23 protein-coding genes and 1 pseudogene are annotated in these 23,832 nt (G+C 69.1%); 1 reads left to right on the top strand and 23 read right to left on the bottom strand.

Going from position 1 to position 23,832, the window contains the following annotated elements; translation table 11 throughout:
• Window positions 1–187: 187 nt before the first annotated feature.
• The 3 genes from ACWD0J_RS10090 to ACWD0J_RS10080 form a co-directional block, all read right to left on the bottom strand.
• Window positions 188–904 (bottom strand): hypothetical protein, encoded by a 717-nt coding sequence (locus tag ACWD0J_RS10090; protein WP_451495293.1) that lies wholly within the window; start codon window positions 902–904, stop codon window positions 188–190.
• A gap of 133 nt (window positions 905–1,037) precedes the next feature.
• Complete coding sequence (locus tag ACWD0J_RS10085; protein ID WP_451495292.1) at window positions 1,038–1,376, bottom strand: hypothetical protein; 339 nt, start codon at window positions 1,374–1,376, stop codon at window positions 1,038–1,040.
• 47 nt (window positions 1,377–1,423) lie between these two features.
• On the bottom strand, window positions 1,424–2,458 hold the full coding sequence (locus ACWD0J_RS10080; protein ID WP_451495291.1) for a phosphoadenosine phosphosulfate reductase: 1,035 nt from the start codon (window positions 2,456–2,458) through the stop codon (window positions 1,424–1,426).
• Here ACWD0J_RS10080 and ACWD0J_RS10075 point away from each other — a divergent pair.
• Window positions 2,457–2,915 carry a hypothetical protein gene (locus tag ACWD0J_RS10075; RefSeq protein ID WP_451495290.1) on the top strand — a complete coding sequence of 153 codons (459 nt, stop codon included), beginning with the start codon at window positions 2,457–2,459 and terminating at the stop codon, window positions 2,913–2,915. The genes ACWD0J_RS10080 and ACWD0J_RS10075 overlap by 2 nt on opposite strands.
• 474 nt (window positions 2,916–3,389) lie before the next feature.
• On the opposite strand, the gene ACWD0J_RS10070 is transcribed toward ACWD0J_RS10075, so the two are convergent.
• From ACWD0J_RS10070 to ACWD0J_RS09975, 20 genes and pseudogenes are all read right to left on the bottom strand, one after another.
• Window positions 3,390–4,010, bottom strand: a complete 621-nt coding sequence (locus ACWD0J_RS10070) for an urease accessory protein UreD (protein WP_451495366.1) — start codon at window positions 4,008–4,010, stop codon at window positions 3,390–3,392.
• Window positions 4,011–4,237: 227 nt separating this feature from the next.
• Window positions 4,238–4,933 (bottom strand): urease accessory protein UreG, encoded by a 696-nt coding sequence (ureG, locus tag ACWD0J_RS10065; protein ID WP_451495289.1) that lies wholly within the window; start codon window positions 4,931–4,933, stop codon window positions 4,238–4,240.
• 32 nt (window positions 4,934–4,965) lie between these two features.
• Entirely contained in the window at window positions 4,966–5,640 is a 675-nt protein-coding gene (locus ACWD0J_RS10060; RefSeq protein WP_451495288.1) for an urease accessory protein UreF, read from the bottom strand.
• A 111-nt stretch (window positions 5,641–5,751) separates the two neighbouring features.
• Window positions 5,752–8,409, bottom strand: a complete 2,658-nt coding sequence (locus ACWD0J_RS10055; RefSeq protein ID WP_451495287.1) for an urease subunit alpha — start codon at window positions 8,407–8,409, stop codon at window positions 5,752–5,754.
• On the bottom strand, window positions 8,409–8,741 hold the full coding sequence (locus ACWD0J_RS10050; RefSeq protein WP_451495365.1) for an urease subunit beta: 333 nt from the start codon (window positions 8,739–8,741) through the stop codon (window positions 8,409–8,411). The genes ACWD0J_RS10055 and ACWD0J_RS10050 overlap by 1 nt, the downstream gene beginning before the upstream one ends.
• A 204-nt stretch (window positions 8,742–8,945) precedes the next feature.
• Window positions 8,946–9,242 (bottom strand): annotated as a pseudogene (locus ACWD0J_RS10045) (urease subunit gamma); the annotation flags it as partial.
• 953 nt (window positions 9,243–10,195) lie between these two features.
• Complete coding sequence (locus ACWD0J_RS10040; protein WP_451495286.1) at window positions 10,196–10,636, bottom strand: ML domain-containing protein; 441 nt, start codon at window positions 10,634–10,636, stop codon at window positions 10,196–10,198.
• A 154-nt stretch (window positions 10,637–10,790) separates the two neighbouring features.
• A complete protein-coding gene (locus ACWD0J_RS10035; protein WP_451495285.1) occupies window positions 10,791–12,737 on the bottom strand; it encodes a hypothetical protein in 1,947 nt (648 codons plus the stop codon).
• 304 nt (window positions 12,738–13,041) lie between these two features.
• Complete coding sequence (locus tag ACWD0J_RS10030; RefSeq protein ID WP_451495284.1) at window positions 13,042–15,387, bottom strand: hypothetical protein; 2,346 nt, start codon at window positions 15,385–15,387, stop codon at window positions 13,042–13,044.
• 11 nt (window positions 15,388–15,398) lie between these two features.
• A complete protein-coding gene (locus ACWD0J_RS10025; RefSeq protein ID WP_451495283.1) occupies window positions 15,399–15,746 on the bottom strand; it encodes a helix-turn-helix domain-containing protein in 348 nt (115 codons plus the stop codon).
• Entirely contained in the window at window positions 15,743–16,870 is a 1,128-nt protein-coding gene (locus tag ACWD0J_RS10020) for a tyrosine-type recombinase/integrase (protein WP_451495364.1), read from the bottom strand. Before ACWD0J_RS10020 ends, ACWD0J_RS10025 begins: the two co-directional genes overlap by 4 nt.
• Window positions 16,871–17,044: 174 nt before the next feature.
• On the bottom strand, window positions 17,045–17,704 hold the full coding sequence (locus ACWD0J_RS10015; protein ID WP_451495282.1) for a Mom family adenine methylcarbamoylation protein: 660 nt from the start codon (window positions 17,702–17,704) through the stop codon (window positions 17,045–17,047).
• Window positions 17,701–18,219 (bottom strand): DUF6248 family natural product biosynthesis protein, encoded by a 519-nt coding sequence (locus ACWD0J_RS10010; protein WP_451495281.1) that lies wholly within the window; start codon window positions 18,217–18,219, stop codon window positions 17,701–17,703. The genes ACWD0J_RS10015 and ACWD0J_RS10010 overlap by 4 nt, the downstream gene beginning before the upstream one ends.
• Window positions 18,216–18,803, bottom strand: a complete 588-nt coding sequence (locus tag ACWD0J_RS10005) for a hypothetical protein (protein WP_451495280.1) — start codon at window positions 18,801–18,803, stop codon at window positions 18,216–18,218. Before ACWD0J_RS10005 ends, ACWD0J_RS10010 begins: the two co-directional genes overlap by 4 nt.
• Window positions 18,804–18,933: 130 nt before the next feature.
• Entirely contained in the window at window positions 18,934–20,154 is a 1,221-nt protein-coding gene (locus tag ACWD0J_RS10000; RefSeq protein ID WP_451495279.1) for a hypothetical protein, read from the bottom strand.
• Between the two features lie 6 nt (window positions 20,155–20,160).
• On the bottom strand, window positions 20,161–21,279 hold the full coding sequence (locus ACWD0J_RS09995; RefSeq protein WP_451495278.1) for a DNA-processing protein DprA: 1,119 nt from the start codon (window positions 21,277–21,279) through the stop codon (window positions 20,161–20,163).
• 133 nt (window positions 21,280–21,412) lie between these two features.
• A complete protein-coding gene (locus ACWD0J_RS09990; RefSeq protein WP_451495277.1) occupies window positions 21,413–21,880 on the bottom strand; it encodes a single-stranded DNA-binding protein in 468 nt (155 codons plus the stop codon).
• Between the two features lie 44 nt (window positions 21,881–21,924).
• Window positions 21,925–22,731 (bottom strand): hypothetical protein, encoded by an 807-nt coding sequence (locus ACWD0J_RS09985; protein ID WP_451495276.1) that lies wholly within the window; start codon window positions 22,729–22,731, stop codon window positions 21,925–21,927.
• 30 nt (window positions 22,732–22,761) lie between these two features.
• Window positions 22,762–23,373 carry a cell envelope biogenesis protein OmpA gene (locus ACWD0J_RS09980; protein WP_451495275.1) on the bottom strand — a complete coding sequence of 204 codons (612 nt, stop codon included), beginning with the start codon at window positions 23,371–23,373 and terminating at the stop codon, window positions 22,762–22,764.
• Window positions 23,374–23,429: 56 nt separating this feature from the next.
• On the bottom strand, window positions 23,430–23,816 hold the full coding sequence (locus tag ACWD0J_RS09975; RefSeq protein WP_451495274.1) for a hypothetical protein: 387 nt from the start codon (window positions 23,814–23,816) through the stop codon (window positions 23,430–23,432).
• Between the last annotated feature and the right edge of the window lie 16 nt (window positions 23,817–23,832).

Here is a 23,832-nt window from a genome sequence, read left to right as displayed (position 1 = left end):
GCGGGGCAGGCAGGGCCACCAGAAGTTCGGCGATGGCCGGTCCGCAGCAGCCGGGGCTGCTGCGGGGCGTGGTGGCGAGCCACGCCATGCCGGCCATCGTGCGACACCCGGCCCGCAAGGGACCAACGTCCAAAGCCGGCTGTCGCGTTCATGGGGCGGTGCGCGGAGGTCCGCTCACCGCCGGGTACTACTGCCTCGACCGCTGGGCGGCCTGCTGGAGGATGCGCCGGCGCGTCCACCGCCGGCGCCCGTTCTGGCGCCCGGCATTCTCGGCGACCCCGTCGGTGGTCTTCAGCAGCGGAAGGTTGCCCTGGGACAGGCTGCTGGAGAAGGAGCCGACGCTCTTGTACCCCAGCAGGGCGGCCGCCTGGCTCGCCCCCAGGAGCTCGTCGGGATCGCCGTCGACAGGAACGTCAGGCAGAGGCGGTGCCTCCTTGGCTCCGGCTCGTCTGCCGCGGCCGGGCCGGCTGGCCATCCACTCCTGCAGGGTCTGCACCTTCCAGAGCTGGCGGCGGTAAGGGCTCTCCGCCGTGCCCTTCTCTTCGACGACGTCCGGTTCGGGGAAGTAACCGGGGTGGTCGCGCACGAAGGTGGTGACCTGGTTGGAGTTCTTGTAGCCGAGGTACCTCGAGGCCTCCGCCGCGTTCAGCAACGTGTCCGGGGCGAGCGAGGGCGGTGCGTGTTCAGCGAGCCGTGCCGGCGCCCGGCGGGCGAACCACTTGGTGACCTCCGCGTGGTCCCACAGGCGGGCGCGGCCGCGCTTGCCGACAGGCTCGGGGAATGTCTCGCCGGCCGCGTTCTCAGCACGCTCGGTATAGAGGCCGGTGATCCGTGCGGGTGTCAGGCCCTGTTCAGCCGCGATCTCGGCAGCGTCGGCCAGGCGAGGCTCACGGCGCGAGGCCATGGCAGAACCGTCCGTCCTGTCAGCAGTGAGCCGGCCAGCCCGACTCACAAAGCAAATAATGGCAGGAGTTTCGGTTGGAGGTCCAGTCCGCGGCTCAAGGTTTCTCCCCGACGACGCGCTCACGGCTCACGGCCTACTCCTCAGGGACCAAGCAGATACCGCGGCGCGCGGCGGCCTCGGCCATCTCCGCATACGCCATGGCGGCGGGCGTCATCTCCCACTCGACCAGGGCCAGCAGCAGGACCACCTCGTCGCGGTCCTGCGACGGATTACAGGGTATGCCGGCGGTGTCCGCGGCGAACATCAGATCCGCGGTGGCCAGCCCGCCGAGACGTGCTGCCACATCCCGGTGCAGGTCCTGAAGACCCTGCTGGTACAGCTCGTTCGTCTCGCTCAGGAGCAGCACCAGGTCCTCGCCGTGGCTGGCCGGTGCCGCCGCAGCGAGGTCGAGGATGCGCTGGGTCGTAGTCATCGTCAATGAGTATCCCTCTCGGATGGGGGTGAGCGCCGGTGTGGTGGTCAGCTGCAGCCATCGCACCCGGCGGCGCTATGCAGGAGCTCGCCCGGCCCGGTCCGGGCCTTGGAGTCCCATGTGGGCGGCTTACGCAAGGCGGCGTGGACGTCGCGCTCCATCCGCTCGAAGTCCTCCGTCTCCTCAACCTCGACGCCAGGGTCCGGTGCGTCGCGCCGACGCGACAGCGCGATGACCTCGGCCATGGTGATGTTCGGGTTGAACGGCACCAGGCGGACGCGTTCGACCAGCGCGCACAGCTCGGCGAGCCGCGGGCGACGCCCGGCGGTCAGCAGCAGATCGCGGTGGTTGGCCAGGGTGCAGGCCGAGCACGAACAGCGACTGGAACCACGCCGGTCCTTGGCGCCGGGGTACGAGTCGTAGCACCAGTGGTAGGGCAGCCCGGCACTGATCGTGCGCTCCCAGACCTCCTCGGTGGTGACCTGGTGGGCGGGTAGCCACTCGTCGACGACCCGGGCCGAGTTGTCGGTCGTACGGCGCCACATCTCCCGGTTGCGGCGGTCCGCGCTTTCCTCAGCCCGCATCCCGAGCACGTTTGCGAACATCAGCTGGCCGTCCGTCTCCTTCCTGAGCGCGCGGACCTGCGGCGTGAACGCCTGGTACACCATCTTTGTCTTCCACGGGCCGGTGCAGGTGCGGGCCCGACCGAGCCAGGGCCAGTCGCCTCGCTCCGCGATGAAAGTCAGCAGGTCGAATGGCACCCGTTCACCGTCGACTTCACGGCTGCGCCGGACCTCGATGTGCCGCTCGGGCGGCACGCCGAGGGCCTGGCTGTGCTGTGCTGCGAGTTCGCTGGCACTCGGCCAGCGAACCCCGTCCACGGTGACGGCGGGCCATTCCATCGGGCCCAGACTTGCGTGTGCGGTCCAGACGCGGTCGGCGACGCCGGCCTGGCGGGCGGCGTCCATCGCGATCGCTCCGGCCACGAGTCCGTCCTTCCCGCCGGACAGGTTGATGACAATGCGGTGCCGGGTTGCGGCGAACTCGACTGGGTCGACGTACAGGGTGCTGGGATTCGACATGGTTCCGTTCCTTCAGGGATGGGTGACGGGCGTCCCTGACGGGACGGCCGCGGTGGCAGCACGGCCGCGCAGCTGCGAGCGGTCAGACCCCGACTCGTTCGGGGTCGGCCTGCTTGGGATAGGGCTGTCGAGCAGGGAGGCCGAGCTTGATCTGCTCCCGCTCACGCCGGCTTCGGCCGAGCCGCCATACGTAGCGGTGCGCGCCGCGGTGCCGCACGTTGCGGGCACCGACCGCGACCAGGGCATCCCGGAGCCAGACCGTCGGGATGCAGCCAGCCCGCGGCACGGGCGCTCCGAGCGCGACGAGCTGGGCTTCGGCGTACTCGTGGCCCTGCTCCTGGCGGCGGATCTTCTGCGCCGCACGTTCGGAAGCGCGCGGGTTCGTGGATTCCCGGACGTGATGACGCCGGAACCGGATCGTGTGCGGCGCCCAGACATCGACGAGCGCGCGGGTTGAGGGTCAGCGGTCCCGCCCGTAACTTATCCATTTGGTTGCCGGGGGTGTACGCGCGTAGATGGTGGCGTCAGGAAGGAACCGACTTTCCAATGGGGACCTAGACGACGCCCGCTGCGCCGCCCCGTGGAGCGCGGTGCCGACCTCGACGGCGTGGTCGCGCCGAACAACCACAAAGTGGCTCATCCCGAGCTCAACTTCAGTCGTCACACAGATAGTCACGCACAACGACAGAGGGCGCGTCCTAGATCTAGGACGCGCCCTCTGACCTGCTACTTAGCTGTCGGGGTGGCGGGACGTGAACCCACGACCTCTTCGTCCCGGACGAGAGGTCGGGTGGTGATCTCGCCTGCGCGGATGACGTTTGACCTGGCCAGGGGCGTGGTCTCATTGCTCTTGTGTCGTGCGGGACAGGCTCCGTGAGCAAGTCGGCTCCCGTATGGCTCCCCGCTTGTCAGGGGCGGCGGCCCGTCCGCGCTAGCGGGCGAGGGCGAGTGCCTGCGCCTCGTCGAGCAGGTCCCGCAGTGTCGAGGTGGTGGACGCGACGGCGGTGGCGAGCAGTGCCGGGCCGCCCGCCAGCGGTGCGAGGACGGCACACCCTTCCTTGGCGCCGTTGCCGAGCAGTACGGGGTCTCGCCGGACGTCGAGGTGCGGGTCCACGACCAGGAGCTGGCCGACGGCGCGGTGCCCGTTCAGGACGGCCGGTCCGTCCCAGCCGGGTTCCGGTGCCCCGTAGGCCGTGCGCTGGTCGAGCAGCGGGCGCCCGGCGTGGTGGACCAGCATCCGGCTGACGAGGTGGCCCGGCTCCTCGTCGGCCCGGCCCAGGTGCTGCTCTTCCCGCAGTAGCAACCGTGCGGTGGCGGCGAGTTCGACCGTGTACGTCTGCCGCAAGTTGCTGCCAGCGGCGCTGATCAGGGGCTTCGGCAGCCAGCGCAGCCGGGCGTGTTCCCCGACGGTGAGCCGCACGTCGTAGGTGGCCGCGTCGGTGGTGGGGCCGCGCAGGGCGAGCGTGGCAGCCACCGTGATGACCTCAAGCTCGGCCCGGTCCTCGGCGGTGATGTCGAGCGTGAGCCGGTCGCCGCCGAGCGGGGCGTACATCGCGCTGATGATGCCCACCGTCGCGGCGTTGCCGCCGGTACGCATGCGCCGCAGGTAGAAGGGGCCGTCGCTGCGCAGTTGCGGAAGGACAGTGGCGTGTCCGTTGTGCGCGGCGCGGATGCGGGCCGTGGCACGTACGCCGTTCGGGTGTCCGGCGGGCTCCTGGGGACCAGTCGCAGGTGCGGCGCGGGCAACCGGGGTCCGCGGGGCGAGTGGGGGGGCGGGGCTCATACGGCTGCCCCGGCGCGCCACTTGGCGAGGTGGCCGGTGACCCAGTCGGCGACCTCACGGATGCCGTCGTCGGAGGTGAGGCTGGTGAAGATGACGGGAAGGTCACCGCGCTGGCGCCTCGCGTCGAGGGCCATGGTGTCCAGGTCCGCGCCCACGTAAGGGGCGAGGTCGGTCTTGTTGACGATGAGCAGGTCGGCGGTGGTGATGCCAGGGCCGCCCTTGCGCGGGATGTCGTCGCCGCTGGACACGTCAATGATGAAGATCTGCACATCGACCAGGCCCTTGGAGAAAGTGGCGGTCAGGTTGTCGCCACCGGACTCGACGAGCACCAGATCGAGCGGATGGTGGACCTCCTCCAGCTGTTCGACGGCTTCGAGGTTCGCGGAGATGTCGTCGCGGATCGCGGTGTGCGGGCAGGCGCCGGTCTCGACGGCGGTGATGCGCTCGGGCGGCAGGACAGCTTCGCGGCGCAGGTACTCGGCGTCCTCGCGGGTGTAGATGTCGTTGGTGACTGCGGCGATATGCCACTGGTCGCGCAGGGTGCGGCAGAGCGCGGCAACGGTCGCGGTCTTGCCGGAGCCGACTGGACCGCCCAGGCCCACCCGCAGAGCGCGGCGGCTGCCGTCGGGACGGAGCGGCTCCGCACTGGAGGTGTAACGCTGGGGGAAGATCTCGGGGTGGTCGAGGTGCATGTGAACTCCGTTGTGCAGTAGAGGGCTCGGGGTTATGAGGCGAAGAGGCGCACGGTCCAGGCGGCGTGCTGCTCCCCGGTGATGTCCAGCAGGGGCGAGGAAGCCGACGGCAGTGCGTCGAGACCCTCCGTCGTGGCGCGGGTCGCGGCATCGGCCGCGGCCTGCGCGACGTCGTCGGTCTCGGGGCCGAGGCGGGCCAGCAGACCTGAGGCGTCGAGCGGGTCAAGGCTCAGCAGGCGCACCGCCGCGGTGGCCGGTCCGCTGATGTTCTCGTACGCAGCGGCATGGGCGGCGTCCACCGGGGCGAGCCAGGCAGCGCGGGCTGCCAGACCCAGAACGACGGGCTGGTGAGCACCCTGGGGACGCGCGGCGGCCAGCTCTTCGAGCGCGGCCGAGGGGAAGGTGGCACGGGCCGCACGCAGCATCTGCCGGCCGAGCTTGCGGGCGACGGCGCGCAGCGCGGGGGCGGGGGTGCGTGCGTCGGCGGCGTCGTCCAGCAGCAGCGGGTCGAGCCCGGCGGCGGCCGCGGCGGCCAGTCCGGCCATCGTAAGACCGGTGGTGTGCAGGCGCCCGCGGCAGAACGCCGCCAGGCTGTCGGTGTCGTGTACGGCTCCGTGGGCGACCGCGGCCTCGACGCCGCCGGAGTGGGCGTGCCCGCCGGCGGGAAAGCGGCCGTCGGCCAAAAGGAGCAGGGCTGCGCGGCTCATGGGCGAGCGGCCGCCTTTCGCGGGGTCGGAGGGCGAGGCGGTGCCTCGGGCTGGCGTCGTGCCCGCCCGGTGCCCGGCGTGGCGCCGTCGGCCGAGCGGGCAGGCGCCGGATCAGAAGAGGAAATACCGCTGCGCCATGGGCACTTCGCTGACGTAGGCGCGCGGCACGGTCACACCGTTGATCTCGGTACGGGAGTCCCCCGTCGTCGCGCCGCCGATGGAGACCTCGAAGGTGTTGTGGTCGACTTCGAGCGTGAATTCCTCGGCGGATGCCCCCTGGGCGGGTGCCCCCTGAGCGACCTTGTTGTTCAGCAGCATGTTCTCTTTCATGATGCCCCGGGTGTTCGTGATCGCGAAGAACTCCTTGTTGAGACCGGTTGTTCGCATCGGGCCACCCGGAGAGCCCCAGGGGGCTGTAGTGGCCTGAGCAGCCCGAGAACTCACAGCCGCAAACAGGGCCGGCAGGCTCGGCAGGTTCGGCGGGCTCGGCACGTTCAGCCGGGTCAGCAGGTTCGACAAGGCCGGAAGGTCCAGCTTTTTCTGCTGGTTCAGCTGGTTCAGCTGGTTCAGCTGTTTCAGCAGGTTCGACAGGGCCGACGCGTTCGTCAGCTTCAGCTTGCCGAGCAGTTTCGATACGTCCGACAGGCTCGACAGTCCCAGCTGTTTCAGCAGTTCCTTCAGGCCGCGCCGTTTCGACAGATCCACGTCCGACAGGTTCAGGTTCGACAGGTTCAGGTTCGACAGGTCCAGGTCCAACAGCTTCGCCAGCTTCGCCAATTTCGCCAGATCCGTTCGGATCGCCGTGATCGCCTTGTCCGACAGGGTCGACAGGCCCAACTGCTTCAGCAGGTCCGCCAGGTCTGCTAGATCCGACAGGTTCAGCTGGTTCAGCAGGTATGCCAGGTGCGCCGGCTTCGACAGGTCCAACGCCGCGATCGGAATGGGTTTGGCGGTGCCGAGTCGCCGGTTCAGCTTGGCCGCCTGGCGTGGGGCGGCGAAGTTCACCGAGTTGCTTCCCGGGGCGTTACCGGTGGAGCCCCAGACCGGCCGCGGCAGGTAGGGCTGCGGTGTCGTGATCGAGGCGTTGGGGTCACCGGTCTGCGCGTACGCGATCTGGCCGCGCTTGAGGATCCTGTGCGGCTTGACGCCGAAGAACTTCGGCTCCCACAGCACAAGATCCGCCATCTTGCCCGTCTCCACGGATCCGACATACTTGTCGATGCCGTGCGCGATCGCGGGATTGATCGTGTACTTGGCGACGTACCGCCGCGCCCGGTAGTTGTCGTTCGGCTGCCGCGCCTCTGGATTCTCCTTGAAAGAGTGGTCCCCCGGACCCTGATTGTCCACTTTGTTGTCATCGGTTTTCTCAGTGTCGTTATCCTCGGCGATCGTTCGGATCTTCGCGTACGTCCGGTCTTCGGGCAGTGTGCCGTAACGGACCTTCATGACGTGCGCGGTCTGCCAGGTGCGCATGACCATCTCGCCGATGCGCCCCATCGCCTGGGCGTCCGAGGACATCATCGAGATGACGCCCATGTCGTGGAGCAGGTCCTCCGCCGCCATGGTGGACGGCCGGATGCGGGAGTCCGCGAAGGCCATGTCCTCCGGAACGTCCGGGTTGAGGTGGTGGGCCACCATCAACATGTCGATGTGCTCCTTGACGGTGTTCACCGTGAAGGGCCGGGTGGGGTTGGTTGATGCGGGCAGGACGTTCGGCTCCTTGGCCAGCTCGATCATGTCCGGGGCGTGGCCTCCTCCGGCGCCCTCGATGTGGAAGATGTGGACGGAGCGCGGCTTGCCGGTCTTTCTGTCCTTGAAGGCGTCCTTGGTGCTCTCCAGGAATCCGGCCTCGTTGAGCGAGTCGGCGTGCAGGGCGAGCTGGATGTAGTTTTTTTCGCAGAAGGTCAGCGCCTGGTCGATCACCGCGGGTGTGGCACCCCAGTCCTCGTGCAGCTTGAGGCCGATGATGCCGGCGTCCAACTGCTCCTGCAGCGCCGCCATGTTCATCGTGTTGCCCTTGCCGAGCAGTCCGATATTGACCGGGAACTCGTCCAGGGCCTCGAAGAGCCGGGTGATGTGCCACGCGCCCGGAGTCACGGTGGTGGACGCGCTGGCCTCGGCGGGGCCGGTGCCGCCACCGATGAGGGTGGTCACGCCCGAGGCCAGGGCCTCGTGGATCTCATCGGGACAGATGAAGTGGACGTGAGTGTCCACGCCGCCCGCGGTGAGGATCCGGCCGTTACCGGCGATGACCTCGGTGCTCGGGCCGACCACGAAGTTCTTTGCCTTCCATCGACGGTTGGCAGGGGCGTCCTCATGCCATGGCGGAACGGCTTCAGCCGCCACCGGACCTCGGGAGGGATACGTGAAGTCGATCTCGTCCATTGTCTCGGGGTTGTACGCCTTGCCGATGGCCTCGATGTTGCCGTCCTTGATGCCGACGTCGGCCTTGACCACACCCCACCAGTCGAGGATCAGGGCCCCCGTGATGACGGTGTCCACGGGATAGTGCCGCGCGTCACCGGCCTCCCACCGCGGGTTCTTGCCCTGGGAGTCGAAGTGGGACATGCCCATCGACTCCCGGAACATCTTCCCGCCGCCCCAGACCATCTCGTTGCCGCTGTGGCCCGGCCCGCCGGCCCAGTCGGCCTCGATCTCGACGGTGAGATCGGTGTCGGCCAGGCGGACACGGTCCTCGACGGTGGGCCCGTACAGGGTGGTGTACTCGGTCCGCTTCAGCTGGTTGCTGGCGTTCTTGTAGGTACCCATCAGACGTTCCCCTTGCGCAGACCCAGGATCTCCTCGGTAGCCGGTTCGGCGTCGGTGCCTTTGCTTTTGCTTTTGCTTTTGCTTTTGACAAATCCCTCGATATCGACCAGCTCGACGCGGCACACGTCTCCTGGTTCGAACCGCACGGACTTGCCTGCGGCGATGTTGAGTCGGCGCCCCTTCGCCTCGGTGCTTTCCAGGAGCGGTTTATAGGTCACGGACGTGTCGGTCGTGACCACCTGCTCAAGACCGGGATTGACCTCGGCGAAGTGGTAGTGCGAGCCGACCTGGATGGGACGGTCGGACGTGTTCTTGACCGTGATCGGCTTCATGCCCGGCTGCTCGCCCTGATCCTCTTCGTTCTGCACGTTGAAGAAGATCGACTCATGCCAGGCCGCTGCGTCATCACAAACGTCGCAACAAGCGTTCGCGTCGGGGGCCTCGCAGCCGACGGGGCAATGCGCCTTGCGCTCCTGGGGGTGCTCGATCTTGCCCGGGTGGACCCCGCCTCCTTGGGACTTCACCACGGCATCCGGGATGGGGTCGTGGATCGTCACCAGCTTGGTGCCGTCCGGGAAGGTGGCCTCCACCTGGAGAACTTCGATCATCTCCGGGACGCCGGTCATCAGGTCGGCGCGGGTGAGCAACTGCCGCCCCGAGTCCATGATGTCGCTGACCGACTTGCCGTCACGCGCCGCTTCGAGCGCGTGAGCGGTCAGCAAGGCCATGGCCTCGGGGTAGTTCAGGAGCAGCCCCCGGTCGCGGCGCTTTGCTGCCACGTCGGCCGCGACGTGGATCAGCAGGCGCTCCTGCTCATGCATAGTCAGATGCACGATGGCTCGTCTCTGTTGGTCGGATGGTGCTTGCGACCGGGTGATTCGGGGTCATGGACGATGCGCCCCGGACGGTACCGGACGCTCTCCATCATCAACGGAGAAAAAGGGTGAAAGCGCCTAATGCCGGGTGATCCACACCATCTGATGAACCCGGCGAGCGTGGCGTTGTCATCTGCTGGACAGAAAAAACGGTTCCCAATCCATCGGCACATGCGGCGAGCTGGGTAACTCCCCAGGGCTCCGTCGACACAGCCGCCGTCCTCGCGGGGTTCCCGAGCCGATAACCTCCGCCGGACCGGACTACCTCTCGCCTGGGCGACGGCATCGACTCCCACCTCAGTCGTCTCCGCGATACTCAGTCAGGACGACTTGCGCCGCGTCGCCGAACCACCGAGGTCGAGGGTCGGCACCACCCGATCGTCCTCGACACTGACGGAGCCCACATCAACCGTCCCAACGGCCTCACCGCCTGCAAGATCGCTGAGGCGAGGTCCCGCAGTGCGTTGGAGTGCGGCGGTGCCGAGTGGCCCCGAAGGGACATGAAGAGCGCTTGGCTTCCAGGAACCGGCAACGCGAGCGGGACTGAGCCAAGTCGGCCGCTTCGTCTCCCCTGCGGCGGACCCGACAGAGCGTCTACCAGCAGGTCGAACGTCGCCTCCTCATGGAGCGCCACCCGGAGCGCTGCCATGGCCGGGGCGAGACCCGCGTCCCAGACCGCGCTGACCGGCTAGCGGCAGTCCGTCGCCCCTACGACACCACGCGTTCAAGTTCAGTAACTGGCCGCGAGCGGGGAATGTCAGTTACCGCTATCACGGGGCCAACTGCTTCAGAGCCCGGACTATGACTGTGCGCTCGCTACGAGCGCTGCTGGCCCGCGGTCGGTGAACGAGTAGCGGCGCCGGGCGCGCGAAGTGCCTCCGGCCACGGCGCGGCCGGAGGCACTGGTGCCTTCAGGCTGGGGTGCGCTCGAAGCTAACCTTGAACTTCAGCTTGATCAGATTGTCGTCATCCGCGGTGTAGCCGGCAACCAACACTGTGAACGGGGCGCGCGTCACATCGCTGGCAAGTGCCAGGCTGGCAGTCAGTACCGCTTCGCCTGGGCTGATCACTCCGTTCTCGACGGGTGGGTCGAGGGTTAGCGTCACGCTGTCGTCGGCTCCCTCCCCGCGCAGTTTCGCGAAGAGGTCGTACGTCCTCGTCATAATTTTGACGAGGCCCAGGTTGACCCTGACCTCCAGGTAGGCACCTTCCTTGATTTCCTCTCGGACGGTGGTCCGGAGGTTGACCGTCCAGATGGCGCCCGGCTGCGGGGGGTCCGGCGTGACATCGACGCTGCCGACCTGCATGGCATCCGTCTCAAGGCCCGCGTTTTCATAGCTCCAACTCGTCATCTACACAGCGTATCGGTACGACTTCAAGCTGTTGTTGGTTATGTGAACTTGGCGCTCCAAACTCGGTCAGGGCTGTCTGCGGGCCTCCGGACCTCCGGGTCACCTGGATACTCGTCTCGCCGGCATGGGTGTGTGGCGGTCCGCGTCGAGCGGGTCAGGTGCGGTGGCACATGGCGTACAGGTTGCCGTTGTGCTCGGCTGCGGCGATCTCGCGCGCGGGGCTGATCCCGAGCAGCGCGGCGCCCGTCCATGTGTTCTGGGAGGCGAGGTAGTGCTCGGTGGAGACCCGGTTGTCTGCCGTGCGCCGGAAGATTTCCAGGCCGCCGTTGTGGCCCAGCAGGGTGGGGCTGACCGGACTGGGATCGGTGATGCCGGTAGCCGTCCTCCAGTCGGAGCCGCCGGATGAGGTGCTGTAGTACAGCTTGCCGTCCTTGCCCCGCACCGCCCTCCACAGTCTCCCGTCGTCGCCGGCGGCCATGGTGGCGCGGTCGCCCACCTCCCAGCTCAGAGGGTCCTGGAAGTGGGAGGTCCAGGCGTTGCCGTCATGGGTGTTGAGGTAGAGCCGGCCCTCGAAGCCGACGTGGGTCAGCCACAGCCGTCCCTGGTACTCGCCCGCCAGGGTCGGTGCCAGACGCGTGGGGTAGTTGAACCGTGTGCGCCGACTCCAGGTCGTCCCGTCGAAGGTGAACCAGCCCAGATTGTCGTCCGTCCCGGTATGGGCGCACCACAGCTTGCCCCGAAACACAGCGAGGGAACAGGGGATGTCGGAGTACTCGCTGTTGATCTGGCGGGGCGCGCTCCAGACCCCGTTGTCCAGGTAGGCCCACATCAGGGCCTTGTCACCGGGCCGGTTGAACAGGACGTGGAGCTTTCCCTGGTAGCTGGCCAGAGCCGGCGTTGTGATGGATTCCCAGTCCAACGTGATGGGAGCTCCCCACCTGCCGTTGGTGCGAACGGTGTACTGCAGGCTGCCCGCGGGGAACGGGATCTTCTGGGCGCTGGCGTACTTGACCTTCAGTACGTGGTGCCCGTCGCCGTTGAAGTGCCAGTCCGCGGTTCTGCGGTCGGCGAGGAGGGCGAGGTCGTAGCGGTCCAGGTAGAAGGGGCGGGCGCAGGACAGGTCGTCCTCGTTGCGCAAGTGCGTCATGAGGAGCACCCCGAGGGCGTTGAGGTCCGCCATCCATCCCGCGATCTCGCCTCCAGGCAGGTTGGAGCCGATCTGGAACCCGGGGTCGCTGAAGATGGTGTCGGACAGGTGGCGCAGCTGAGCGTGCAGGGTGTCGTACCACTCACTGTTGCTCTGATCGGCCTCGAAGCAGAACATCTGCAGGACCAGCCAGTCACCCACCTCCCCGTCGAAGAGAGTCCGGTCCCTTTCGAAGTCGCGGGTATCGCCTCTCTCGACCATCTGGAACTCCTCCGAGTGGAAGGCCGGGCCAGCGGCCTTGTCGCTCCCGGAGGACGAGCACCAGTAGAGCTCGTCCTTGCCGCCTCCCTGGTCACCCACCGCCCGCAGCACATGGAACGAATCCGCCTCCAGCTTGATACGGAACGGCTGCGCCGGCGCACGTTGACCCGAGCCCGCAGCCGCGGCCTGGCTGCGCGTACGGCCCATGGCGACCACACCACTGCCGTAGTCCCGCAAGGAATCGACGAACGCCTCGCTGTCGATCTCGGTCCCCGACGCGACGAGCACCCGGTCCACCACCGTCACATTCGGCTGCGTGAGCCGCTCGTGCAGCATGGCCGGACCGTCGGCCCGAAGATCAGCCCAGTCGTATCCGGACGTCACCGGGCGCGAGGTGACGGACTCCGGAAGCAGCAGGGGCTCCACCGTATGCGTCAGGACAAAGCAGTACAGCGCACCGATGGCCTTGATGTCGTCGTCGGACAATTCGCTGCGCATCAACGTCAGCAGCCGGCCCTCCAGCTCGGTGGCGGGTTCGCCTTTCCACAACCTGGCTGCGGCGTGCAGCGCCACCGCTACCAGCAAGTTCGACTTCGTGGGGCCCTGCCGCTTCACTCCCCTGGGTCCCAACGGCGTCCTGACCTCGCCCGTCAGCATGCGTCGCAACCGCTCCAGCCGCTGTTCGGACGTCATGCTTCCATCTGCCGTCACGGCAATGTCCCCTCGGTAGACAGCCACCGGCCACGGGACGGACACCCGCCACCACTGCGGACGATATGGCTACAAGTCGCGAGATACCTTGAAACACCCAAACCAGATAAGAAATGGCTGGATGTGCACCTACCGCCTACCGCACCCCCTTACACGTCTCCACACACACTCGCTCGGCCATCAACACCCCACCCATGTAACAGGTCGCCTCAAGAGGGCCGCTCCGGTACGGAAGATCATCGATTCCGGTCCCGTAGAGGTGCGCTCCAAGCTCGCTGAGCGCGGTCTACCGGGGCAGCTTCGCGGTGCGTTCAGGGTGGGCCGCGGTGATGTACCGCATGGCGGTCTGTTCGGTGATACCGAAAAGACGCATCAGCCTCAGCGGGTCGGCACTTTCCGCCGCTTCGTTGAGGATGCGGTCCTGTCTCAGGCCGCTCAGCGTCAGCCCTCCGGGCAGCGATCCGCTCAAAGTGCCGATGCCGACGGCCGGGTGGTCGGGATCGACCGCGGTCTTCTGGCTGACCAGCAGGTGGGGATTGGACGAGGCCGGCCAACGCTTGTGGCGGTAGGCCGTCCAGTCAACGGCGAGCTGGTGCGTGAGCTGCTCCAGGTACAAGGTGTGCCGCAGCAGACCGCGCCGGACTTCGAGGGTGCCCCGGGAGAGATCCAGTCCCGTGCTGTGCAGGGTCCGGATCTCCTCGCCGGGCAGCGCGTGGACGGCGGCGAGGACCACGACGAGGCGGCCGAGCGGTGTCGTCGCCTGGTCGAGGAGCCCCATCAGCAGGTCGGACGGGATGGACTTCGGGATGCCCTTGATGTCGCCGACCGGAAGGTCCCGGGCGGGATTGCGGAAGATTACGCGTTCACGCTTCAGCGCGCGGAAGAGGCTGCGCAGTGCCGTGGCCAGCCCTCGGCGGGCGTAACCGGACACTCCGTCCAAGACGTCCTCCACCTGCTCTTTGGTGATCTCTCTCAACGAGGTCACACCGGCGGTCGTAGTCCAGGCGGTGAGGGCGGGCTGGAGGCGGCTTAGATAGCGGCGGATACCGTCGTACCCGCGCGGCTCGCCCTCTCGAGGGCCCTGCTCGCGCATGACCTTCACCCATGTGCGCACTTCTCCCGCGACCGGCTCCGGCAGCACGGCGAGCGTCACCTCGATCCACGCCTGATCAGCGTCCCGGTGGAGGTCAGGGTCCTCCACCAGCAGACCGCGGATACGCAGGAACTGGCAGACGGGCTTGGCCGCGAGATTCACGTCGATCCGGGCGAGGTCGTACACGTCGCGCTCGAAGACAGCCACGTCGGCGCCGAGCCAGTACAGCAGGATCGTGAGCGTGCGGGTGTTCTTCGTGTAGTCCGGCCGCTGTGCCGGTCGATCGCGGGTGAACTCCTCCACCAGGCGGCGGGCGTTCGCGGTGAGTGGCGGCTCGCCCGCCGGTGCGCTGCGCAGCCGGGCCAGCACCGGGGCCCAGTCCCGCCGCATGGTGAACAGCGGCTCCTGCCCGCAGCTCGTGTGCAGAGCAGGTCGCCGCTCGTCGTAGTCCGGCACCTCCCTGTTGCCGACCGAAATCGCCTCGAACGGGCCTCCCTTGCCGGTCGGCAGGGAGATCACCAGTTGCGTGAACCGTCGGGAGGCAGGGCGGGCTTCGTCGAGGAGGCGGTAGGGGTGGCAGCTGCGGCAACGGTCGTCGCGCAGGGCCAGCCCGTCGCGGCCACAGCGGCAGCACTGGCCACGCCCCGTCCGCTCCCGCCAGTGCCGGCACGGGTCACAGACGAACCCTGCCCGGCTGCCGGCGGGAATCCAGGCGTCGCAGTCCCTGCACTGCCGCGGCGCCCGGGGCGGCAGCGGTGCCGGCGAGGAGATGTAGGGGGTGCGGGAGGGCTGGTCCGTCCTGGAGAACCGCATGGGCTCGGGCGCCTCGTCCAGGAACCCGGCCCGCAGCAGGACCAGGCGCACCGCGTCACCGTTGGCCGGAAGGTCTCGCAGCATCGCCTCGGGCAGGCGTTCCGCGCCCTCGGCCTCGCGGACGGCCAGGGCGAGGCGGACCATCTCGGCGACCTTGCGGCGCCAGCCCGCGGTCATCCCGTGCTCGGCCTCGATCACCTCGATCACCTGCCGGGCCTGCTCCCACCCGTCGACCGGCCGGCCGACGATCGCGCTGACCGTGGCGTCGCCCAGCACCCGGGGCACCGTGAAGAGCGGAATCTGACCCCGGATCTGCACCTCAAGTACCGGCGGGCCGACGGGATCGGCTCGCTGCTTGCGGAGCTTGGTCCACCACTCGGCACCCACGCTCAAGCCGTTCTTGGTGGGTCGGCGCAGCGGTCGGGACGACACCGACCGGTCGCCGTACGTGCCGCCGACTGTGAGCTGGACCGGCCGCGGCCGCGCCTCCTCCAGGCCCAGGGCCCACTCGGCGTCGTCCTCGGCCCGGATCGCCGAGAGGCACGGCTTGCACAGCCCGTCCGTGTTGAGGTGCGCCTCGTGCCGACACCGCGGGCACACCCCGAGCTCGGGGTACTTCCTCGCCCAGGGCCGGCACACGTCACACACCCGGTACCAGTGCACCACCAGCCACCCCAGGCACACCGGGCAGCTCCGGGCCAGGCCCTTCCCACGGTTCACTGCCATCGGGCAGCCCCTCAGCTCGGCGGAAGTGAGCGCGGACCGGCGCCACGACGGCCGCGCGGCACGGGCCGCACCGGACCCGCACCCGGCCCCTCCTCGGCGCCGACCGCGCGCTGGCCGGACTCCTGCTCGGCCTGGCCCGTCGCGAGCGGCTCCGCCTGGAGCAGGTCGGCGACCGTGCAGTTCAGAGCCGCGCACATTTTGTCCAGGTCTTCGAGCCGCACCGTGACCGGCGTGCCGCTCCACAGTGCGGCCACCTTGCTCAGCGACGGGTTGAACCCGACCTGCTGAAAGGCGGCGAGCACCTCGGTCGGCCGCCACAGGTCCCGCTGGGCGGCCACCATCCGTAGATTCCACTTCACCGAAGGTTCCCCTTGTCCATCACCAGTCGCTGAGCGGCCCGGGAGCTGGCCGCCAGATTCGCGACCTCCGGGTCAGCATGCGCAGTCGCCATGTACCGAAGAGTCGTAGTTGCCCAGTTGTGTCCGAGGACCTTCTGGATCTCCCACAGTGTCATCCCACGCTCGTAGTTGTGGGTCGCGCAGGCATGCCGCAGGAGGTGCGGGAACAGGTCCGTGACCGGACCCGACAGGTAGTGCGCGGCCGCGGTGTGCAACGCCTTGCGGAACGTCGAGGGCACGATCGCCGGTGCGATCGGCACGTTCAGGTCGGCGATCGCCTTCGACTTGCGCTCCGAAGGCCACAGCGGTGCCCGCGGGTGCTCCGCGTCGTCCCCGAATTCGCCCCGGATCTCCTCGATGTACCACCAGAGCAGGGCACGGCCCTCCTGGAACAGGTACGCCTCCCTCGGGCGGGGGCCGGAGCCCCGGGCGCCCTTGCCCAGGACGACGAACCGGCCCCACTGGCCGTTCTCCCAGTGGATGTCGCCCAGGCACACCCCGCACAGCTCGGCCGCCCGGACGCCGGAGAGGTAGGCGACCTTCGTCATCACGTAGTCGCGGCAGGCGACCGCGTACTTCCGCGCGTTCGGCAGGTCCTCGCGCCACCGGCCGAAGAAGTCCTTCATCGCCGTCTGAGAGGGAGGGATGCGCAGCCCGAAGTCCCCGCGATGCCGCGGCCGGTTGAACGGGTCGATCGGTGACTCGACCGAGGCACCGAAGCGGCGCATGATCTCGCCGGCGTAGCGCTGCTCCAGGAACGCGAAGTACGCGTCGATCTTGTTGATCTTGCCGCGATGGGTCGATCGGGCGCGCTTCCCCGGTCCGGCGAAGTACCGGTCGACTTCGCGGGAGGTCAGCTGCCACGGAACGGTGCCGTAGAACTCGCAGACCTCGATCACCGGCTTGATCAGCCCGTCCAGCGTCGTGGGTGCCAGACCTGCCGCGTCGCGCGCCCACTGGTACTCAGACAACGTGTCGAGGAAGAAGCTCTCCTCGTCGTGCACCGAGATCCGGGCTTGGCGTCTGCGTTGCAGCGTGACCACGTCCGCGAGCCCGGTCTCCACCGACACGTCGGCCGGGTCCATGACGACCGCCGAGTCCGGCGCCGGGCGCACGAGAGTCAGCACGCGACTTTCAGAATCTGACACAGGGGCACATATTACTGCAATCACTCGCAGATTATGCGAGTTGCTGCGGTTTTCTAACACGAGCGATCGAGTGTTCGCGGCACCCTCATGGACCTGCTGAAATGCAGGTTTCTAGGCCGTCAGAGCTCCAGCGGAACCCGCGCGTACTCCACCATGGAAGACCGTGCCGTCCGGCAGGAGCTTCACCGTCCGCGCGGTAGCGCGGCCGGCGTACACGGCATTCGTCGCGGCGTAGATCGTGCCGACGTGCCCGGGCATGACCAGAACGCCCGAGGCTGTCCGGCGCGGGACTGGGTCCGCGAACGAGACGACTCCGTGTACACCCCTGGCGAGCAGGTGTTTTAGACAGTTGGCGAGGAACCACGACTCGGAATTTCCGGGGCACTCATCCAGCAGGACGAATCGCGAACAAACCAACGACTCGGTGTACGGCCGCAGCTCCGGCAGTGGCTTGGTGAGGACGGCGGTGCTCACCGGCACCCCGAACACAGCCACACCACACAGCCGCTGCTCGCCGTCGACGACGTCGTACAGGCCGAACTGCATCGTCGCCGCCGGGTACGAGCCGGAGTAATGGTGTGCGAGCACGAAGCCCTTGGCGGGCTCCTCGTCGGGGATGACGTCCACGGTGTAGCGGCGGGCGTCGAAGCCTCCGTCCCGGACATGCGCCCAGGAGTGCCTCCGTTCGCGCCACCGCTGGCACCAGGGTGACGCGGTCGGTACCTCCGGCAGGTCCTCGAACGGCAGGGTCTCCTGGACCGGGGACCTCACGGTGCCTCCCCGTCCCCGCGCTCCTGCGGGCCGCTCGCGAAGAAGGTGAGCTGTCCCTCCGGGTCGGCTGCAGGCCGGTGCGCGGGCACGGCGTGCTGGGCGGCAGGGGGTTTCCCGGCTTTGCCCGTGCCGGCGGTCTCCTCGACCTCCGCCGGGTGGGGGCAGGGGCAGAGCCACCGGCAGGGCCGCTGGCCCGGTCCGTACCGGATCACGGCGACGACGAACCCTTGGGCGTCGGTGACAGTGTCGGCGTGCTCGTCGACGCGGGGGCCGCTGGCACTGACGCAGCGGTCGTGGTGCCCGGAGGCGCAGCCGGGGCAGATGCCGCGCTCGCAGGAGCACCAGCGGTGGAAGCCGTGGGGGTAGGCGTCGTCGATCTTGCGCAGTCCCTTGGTCCAGGCGTGTGCGCGGACCCAGGCGCCTTCCTCCTCGGTCATCGGGGAGGGCGAGGTGGAGGGAATGGGGTTGAGGATGCCCATGATCGCGGCGCCGATATGGCGCAGGCGGGTCGTCATGTTTCGTCTCCGAACAGAGTTGGGGTGGTGTGGAGTTCGTTCATCCAGGCCAGGAGGCGAGGGAGGTTGGTGTCGGGCCCGAAGGCGAGGTAGGTGCGGTCGCAGCTGGTGCAGCCGAAGGCCTGCGCGATGCGCAGCCGCCGGCGGGAGTTGACGCGGCCCATGTGGACGGCCAGGCCGCGCTCCCGGGCTTTAAGTGCCAGGCGGTGGGCGGCCGGTGAGGTCTTCCACTCGGTGCTGCCGGCGAGGAACAGGACGTCGATCGAGTCCCAGGGGATGAGGCCGTGTTCGCTGCCGTCCTGGGCGGCGAACGCGGCCGGGATGCCCAGGGCGCGTATGGGCTCCAGCCAAGGCATCGACTCGGCGAGGGTGGCCGCGGCGTCCATCGGGACGTCGGGGGCGACGGCCCATAGACAGCGGTCAGGGCCGTAGCGGTCGACGGTCGCCGTCAGCCACGCGAACCAGGCCTGCTCGCCGGGCCACCCCTTGCCAAACTTGCCGTTGTCGCAGGTGTACAGGGCGCCGGGCGGGATCACGTTGCCCAGGGCCGGGGTCGTCATGCAGGCCAGGAGTCCGGCCTGCATGGCGGCCTGTACGTCAGCTCCGGACGGCGTGGCCAGGTACAGCACGGCGGAGACGCGGAGGAGGAGCAGGGGCTGAGGGCATGGGTGCGCGCACGGGGAGTCCTTCCTGAGGGTGGCGGTGAGGGGCGGTTCAGACGAGGGGGAGTTGGGCGGCGGAGCCCGAGACGAGGGCGTCCCAGTGCTTCTCGAAGTTCTTGTCCTGCTTGTTGATCACGCGGGCGGGCGCGGTGGCGAAGAGTTCCTCCGCCATCGGCCGGCCCTTGGCGCGGGGGCGGATCCAGGCCCGGGCGCGCCCGTACACCGGGTCGTGCTCGACGTTGACGCCGTGCCGCTCGGAGATGGAGATGAGACGCCTGGCGAGCTGGTGTGGGCGGCCGAGGTCGACGCGCTCGGTGGAGCGCTTCACCGGCCTGTTCCTGCCGTCCTCGGACAGCAGGAACAGGCGGCGCACGTGGTAGAGCGCCCACGGAATGTCGAGCTCGCGCTCGAACGCCTCCAGGCACGCCCGGTCCCGGGGCTGGGTCGGGTCGAAGAGCTCCAGGAGGCTCTTGCGGCCGTAGAGCTTCGCGTTCGGGTTGAGGCTCATCGCCGTGTACTCCAGGCGCAGCACCTTGCCGGCGATGTCCGGGTGGGAGCGCATGCGCTCCATGTGGGCGGGCAGCGCGCCCATGGAGGCGGAGAAGCAGCAGAAGGTGCAGTACGACTTCGGCCAGAGCACGCCGAACCGCTTCAGCAGGTAGGCCTCGCACTGCTGCCGGTGCCAGCCCCAGTCGATCAGCGGGAACTCGCCGGTGCGTCCGGGCATCTTCGATGTGATCTGGTCGCTGAAACGGCGGCCTTCCTCGTCGGCGTTGAAGCCCATGATCTGCCGGAATGGGCGGCCGCCGAAGACCTGCTTGAGCCACCAGTCCCCGACGTCGCCCTTCGCCCACAGGGAGCATTTGCGGGTGCCGGCCACCTGGGGCACCGTGCCGACGGACTCCTGGTCGTCCCACAGAGTCCACGGCCCGCGTGCGAAGAGCTGCTCGGGCTGGCAGGAGTCGTCCAGGATCGTGAACCCGTCGGCCTGGAGGTGCCCGTTGCGCGCCAGCTGGACGAAGCGCACGCCGTTCTCGCGCAGCAGCGGGAGCATGAACTCGTCGGCCAGGAGCCGGGTCTCGGGCCACTCGCTGCCGGTGGCCATGTAGAGGACGGCGGTGCGATCGAGGTCGATCCCGTGGGCGTCCGGGGCGGTGAGCATCTTGGTGATGTAGGCCGTGCTGTCGGCGCCGGCACCCCAGTTGATGACGGTGTCCAGGTTGTCGTCGGCGGTGAGGCCGGGCAGCGGCGGCGTGCAGGTCGTACGGGACATGGCGGCTCACTCCTCGAAGGGCCGGTCGGTCAGCCGCTGGGCGGAGACGATGAGCAGGAGGTCGTCGGCGGGCCACGGATCGCAGGACTCCCAGGGATCGCCCTGGGACAGCACCACCACCTCGCTGGGCTCCGTGACGAGGCAGCACACGCCGCAGCCGCACGACGGGTCGAAAGGCTCGGGGTGGGCGATGTAGGGGGTGGTGAAGTAGTCGGCTCCCTGCTCCCCGACCGCGGCCAGGAGCAGGTCGCCGTCCGCGACGTCGCCGGCGCGGGCCACGCGCGCGTGGGGCAGAGCGAGCGCGAGACGGGAGTCCGGGCTGTTCACGGCGAGCTGCCCGTCGAGCAGGCGGGCGTTGCCGCTGGAACGGACATCGCCGGTGGCGGGCGCGGCGAGCAGGGGCCGGTGGAGGGCGACGGCCGTCTCGGCCGCGTACATCGCCACGACGTGGTCCAGGGCCTCGACGAGGATCACCGCCCGGGCGAGTGCGGCCAGCACGACGGCGCTGGCCTTGAGCGTCGCGCCGCTGGCTGCGGTGCCGGGCCGGTAGAGACTGACCGCCGCGCCGCCGCCGTCGAGGACGGAGCGCAGCAGCGAGGCGTGCGCGTGAGGGTGGGCGCCGTCCAGGCCGCGCGGCAGGACGGCGAGGGACGCCCGGCCCGCCTCGGCGGCCGCCTGGTGGGCGGTGGAGTCGACGCCGTAGGCGAGCGTGGCGGTGACCGTGTGATCGGCCTCGGCGAGGGCGGTGGCGAAGTCGTGCGCGCGAGTGACGGCCAGCTCGGTGGGGACCCGGTTGCCGGTCACGACGACGGCCGTGCCGGTCAGCCGCGGCAGTTGCTCGCGGCCGCGGACCCACAGGCCCAGCGGGCACGCAGGCCCCAGGTCGGCGAGGGCGGTGGGCCACTCCTTGTCCGAAGGGATGACGAACGAGCAGGTCAGCTCTGATTGGGCGAGTTCCTCGCGCGGCCGGTAGGAGGAAAGGAGCCTGCCGCCGTCGTCGCGGACGCGCCGGTCCCACACCTCGGCCGGGGTGTACTCGGCGAGGTCGGCGGCGAGTTGGCCGGGGGCGAAGTGGGCGGCGAGCGCGGCGCGTGCGGCTCGTTCGGACAGGGCGTGTGCGGGCATGGATGGCTGGCCTTTCGGGCAGGGCGCGGCACCGGCAGGCGAACCGGTGCCGCGCCGGGGCAGGCGAAGGGGGAAGTGACCAGCGGCCGACGGGAAGGGGATTGCCGTCGGCGGCTGCGGTGGAGTGGCCGGGCTAGGACCAGTTGGCGGACCGCTTCTGCTCCCACCAGGCGGGTGGGCCGCCCGGTCCGGTGGCCGGTCGGGACGCGGTGGCGGGCTGAGGCGCCGGGGGAGCGGTCACCGGGCGGGCGGCGATCGGACTGGGCAGGCTGGTCTCGGTGTAGGCGATGCGCCTGCGCAGGCTGACGCCGAGGTCATCGATGCTCAGGTAGATGGAGTCGTCCTTGACCCCGGTGATGCGTCCCTTGACCAGGACGCTGACCCCGTCGACGAGCGATTCGGCGGCGTTGCTGGCCAGGTCCCGCCAGGCGGTGCAGATGTAGGGGATCGGCTCCAGGTCACGCCACTTCTGCGCGGTGGCATCCCACTGCGTGGGGGTCTCGGTGAGGCGGAACCGGCAGACAGCGATGCCGTCTTGGGTGAAGCGGACTTCCACGCCACCGGCGACGGTGCCGGTCACGTGCGTGACGGACGGGGCCATGCAAACACCTCCTATATAAAATAATAGTGTCTTTCGGGGGATGGTCAACCCCCCTGTCGGCACTTCCCGCCGCCGGAGAGTGCGGTACGGCGGGTGAGACGCCGGAAACGTGCCTTCCACCCGGTCGGCTGCGCCGGGGCCGGCGGCGGGGTGAGGTTGTCGAACACCGTGGCGTCCCCGATCTCCACCAGCAGCGGCACCGTGCTGTCGGCCCGGACCAACTGCTCGTCGGTGGTGTCCAGATGAACGGAGACCCGTACGGCCCCGCGGTCGGCGTCGAGGTAGGCGAACACGAGGATGCCCGCGATCTCCATGCAGGGCAGGCCCTCATCGTCAGGCCCCCGCATCGCGTGGAACACCGCCGCACTGTTCGCCTCCGCGCACTCCTCGGCGTCCGAGAGGCTGGGATTACGGGGCGCGAGCACGCAGCGGGAGATGTCTGCGTTGTACAGCGTGTAGCCCTCGATGTCCTCCCTCGACCCGTAGAAGAGGTCCACGGCCCTGCGGTCGTCGGCGGGCGGACGGAACGGGACGCCGTCCTCGCCCGCCACGTCGTCCCAGGCGCTGCGCACTTGCTGCGCCAGCGAGGCAAGGGCGGAGGCCTCGTCGGACCAGAGCGTGACATCGTCGCTGTGCCGGTCCCACTGGCGCAGCACCCACGCGCGGCCTGTCACCTGGGGGGTGAGGTTCTCCTCGACCGCGAAGCTGAAGCGGCTCAGCCACCCTTCGAGGATGCTGACGGTGTCCGCCCCCGGCCATTCGCCGGTGCGCTCCTGGAGGCCGTCCATCAGGTCGGCCAGATCGATGATGGCCCCGCCTGCGGGCGTGGCCGGGTCCGGGTTGATCGGCATGGCGGTTTCCTTCCGTGCGGAACAGGGCGGTCAGGACCCGCCCATCAGGGCGTTCCAGAGGTCCATCAGGTGTTGCGCATCCGGGCTGAGGGTCGCGGTGCGCAGTACGCGTTTGCGCAGGACGGGGGCGTCGAGGCTGATGCCGGAGGGCACGTCGGGCCGGTCGGGCAGCGAGACCAGCTGGTAGTTCCGGGTGTGGATCATCCAGGCCTCGTACCGGTCGGCGGGGCTGCCGCTGCGGGCGGCGTGCCCCTCGTCCGTCGTGCGGGACAGGCAGAGGCAGGAAGGACCGGTGCAGGGCCGTCCGGCCGGGTGGCTGACCAGGACCGGGCTGCGGCGGTAGTGCGTGCGGCTGCCGTTCAGCATCGGGCAGTGGTCGGCGGTGTACGGCAGGCACTCGGGGTGCAGCGCCGGTTCCGGGGAGCAGCCCTTGACGACGTCGGCGGGGCGGACGAGCAGGAAGCAGCGTTCGTCCAGCGGGTGTTCGCAGATCTGGCACAGGCGCCGCCGGAAGGCGTTGATGGTCTTGTCGGCGTCAAGGACGCCGAAGGCGGCGTGGCCGTCGTGGATCAGGGTCACGTACGGCACCACCAGCCCGCCCGACAGCGGCCGGTGGGCACAGCGTTGGGGTATCGCGTGCATGGGGTGAGTTCCTTCGGATCGCGGGGGGCGTGCCACGGGGGCTCGTCTGCCGGATGTCAGCTGCTGGCCGGTGGGGGAGGGTCGGCGGGGCCGCCGGCCAGGAGCGCTTCCCAGTGGGCGTAGCGGCAGCCGGTCGCGTCGTGCAGGCGCAGATGCAGCCAGTTGAGGTTGTCTCCGGCCCGGATGACAGCCTCCGCGCCGATGGCGGCGGCCCGGGGGTAGATGGTGCCGTCGTCGGGGTCGACCAGGACGACGATCAGTCCCCGGCGGTGCGGCACGTGGCGGAGCGTGAAGTCGGTGTAGCTGCGGTCGTCCAGGAGCACGAGCGGAGCGCGCTGGTACTCCTCGGCGCTGAACAACGGCGATGGCATGTGCAGGCGGGGGACCGGGCTCGTCCGCAGGCCGACCGGATCGTCGTCGGTGCTGTCGCTGATCACCAGCACCGGGGCCTGCGGTCCT

It is taken from the genome of Streptomyces sp. NPDC003011 (assembly GCF_053591515.1).
The sequence above is the reverse complement of the archived record's forward strand: the minus strand, read 5'-3'. Positions and strand labels throughout refer to the sequence as shown.

What these genes read in the sequence shown, in the direction of transcription:
- ACWD0J_RS10090 (WP_451495293.1), bottom strand. Translation starts at nt 904, where the DNA reads ATGGCCTCGCGCCGTGAGCCTCGCCTGGCCGACGCTGCCGAGATCGCG.
- ACWD0J_RS10085 (WP_451495292.1), bottom strand. Translation starts at nt 1,376, where the DNA reads ATGACTACGACCCAGCGCATCCTCGACCTCGCTGCGGCGGCACCGGCC.
- ACWD0J_RS10075 (WP_451495290.1), top strand. Translation starts at nt 2,457, where the DNA reads ATGGTTCCGTTCCTTCAGGGATGGGTGACGGGCGTCCCTGACGGGACG.
- ACWD0J_RS10080 (WP_451495291.1), bottom strand. Translation starts at nt 2,458, where the DNA reads ATGTCGAATCCCAGCACCCTGTACGTCGACCCAGTCGAGTTCGCCGCA.
- ACWD0J_RS10070 (WP_451495366.1), bottom strand. Translation starts at nt 4,010, where the DNA reads ATGTACGCCCCGCTCGGCGGCGACCGGCTCACGCTCGACATCACCGCC.
- ureG (WP_451495289.1), bottom strand. Translation starts at nt 4,933, where the DNA reads ATGCACCTCGACCACCCCGAGATCTTCCCCCAGCGTTACACCTCCAGT.
- ACWD0J_RS10060 (WP_451495288.1), bottom strand. Translation starts at nt 5,640, where the DNA reads ATGAGCCGCGCAGCCCTGCTCCTTTTGGCCGACGGCCGCTTTCCCGCC.
- ACWD0J_RS10055 (WP_451495287.1), bottom strand. Translation starts at nt 8,409, where the DNA reads ATGGGTACCTACAAGAACGCCAGCAACCAGCTGAAGCGGACCGAGTAC.
- ACWD0J_RS10050 (WP_451495365.1), bottom strand. Translation starts at nt 8,741, where the DNA reads ATGAAGCCGATCACGGTCAAGAACACGTCCGACCGTCCCATCCAGGTC.
- ACWD0J_RS10040 (WP_451495286.1), bottom strand. Translation starts at nt 10,636, where the DNA reads ATGACGAGTTGGAGCTATGAAAACGCGGGCCTTGAGACGGATGCCATG.
- ACWD0J_RS10035 (WP_451495285.1), bottom strand. Translation starts at nt 12,737, where the DNA reads ATGACGTCCGAACAGCGGCTGGAGCGGTTGCGACGCATGCTGACGGGC.
- ACWD0J_RS10030 (WP_451495284.1), bottom strand. Translation starts at nt 15,387, where the DNA reads ATGGCAGTGAACCGTGGGAAGGGCCTGGCCCGGAGCTGCCCGGTGTGC.
- ACWD0J_RS10020 (WP_451495364.1), bottom strand. Translation starts at nt 16,870, where the DNA reads ATGGACCCGGCCGACGTGTCGGTGGAGACCGGGCTCGCGGACGTGGTC.
- ACWD0J_RS10010 (WP_451495281.1), bottom strand. Translation starts at nt 18,219, where the DNA reads ATGACGACCCGCCTGCGCCATATCGGCGCCGCGATCATGGGCATCCTC.
- ACWD0J_RS10005 (WP_451495280.1), bottom strand. Translation starts at nt 18,803, where the DNA reads ATGCAGGCCGGACTCCTGGCCTGCATGACGACCCCGGCCCTGGGCAAC.
- ACWD0J_RS10000 (WP_451495279.1), bottom strand. Translation starts at nt 20,154, where the DNA reads ATGTCCCGTACGACCTGCACGCCGCCGCTGCCCGGCCTCACCGCCGAC.
- ACWD0J_RS09995 (WP_451495278.1), bottom strand. Translation starts at nt 21,279, where the DNA reads ATGCCCGCACACGCCCTGTCCGAACGAGCCGCACGCGCCGCGCTCGCC.
- ACWD0J_RS09990 (WP_451495277.1), bottom strand. Translation starts at nt 21,880, where the DNA reads ATGGCCCCGTCCGTCACGCACGTGACCGGCACCGTCGCCGGTGGCGTG.
- ACWD0J_RS09985 (WP_451495276.1), bottom strand. Translation starts at nt 22,731, where the DNA reads ATGCCGATCAACCCGGACCCGGCCACGCCCGCAGGCGGGGCCATCATC.
- ACWD0J_RS09980 (WP_451495275.1), bottom strand. Translation starts at nt 23,373, where the DNA reads ATGCACGCGATACCCCAACGCTGTGCCCACCGGCCGCTGTCGGGCGGG.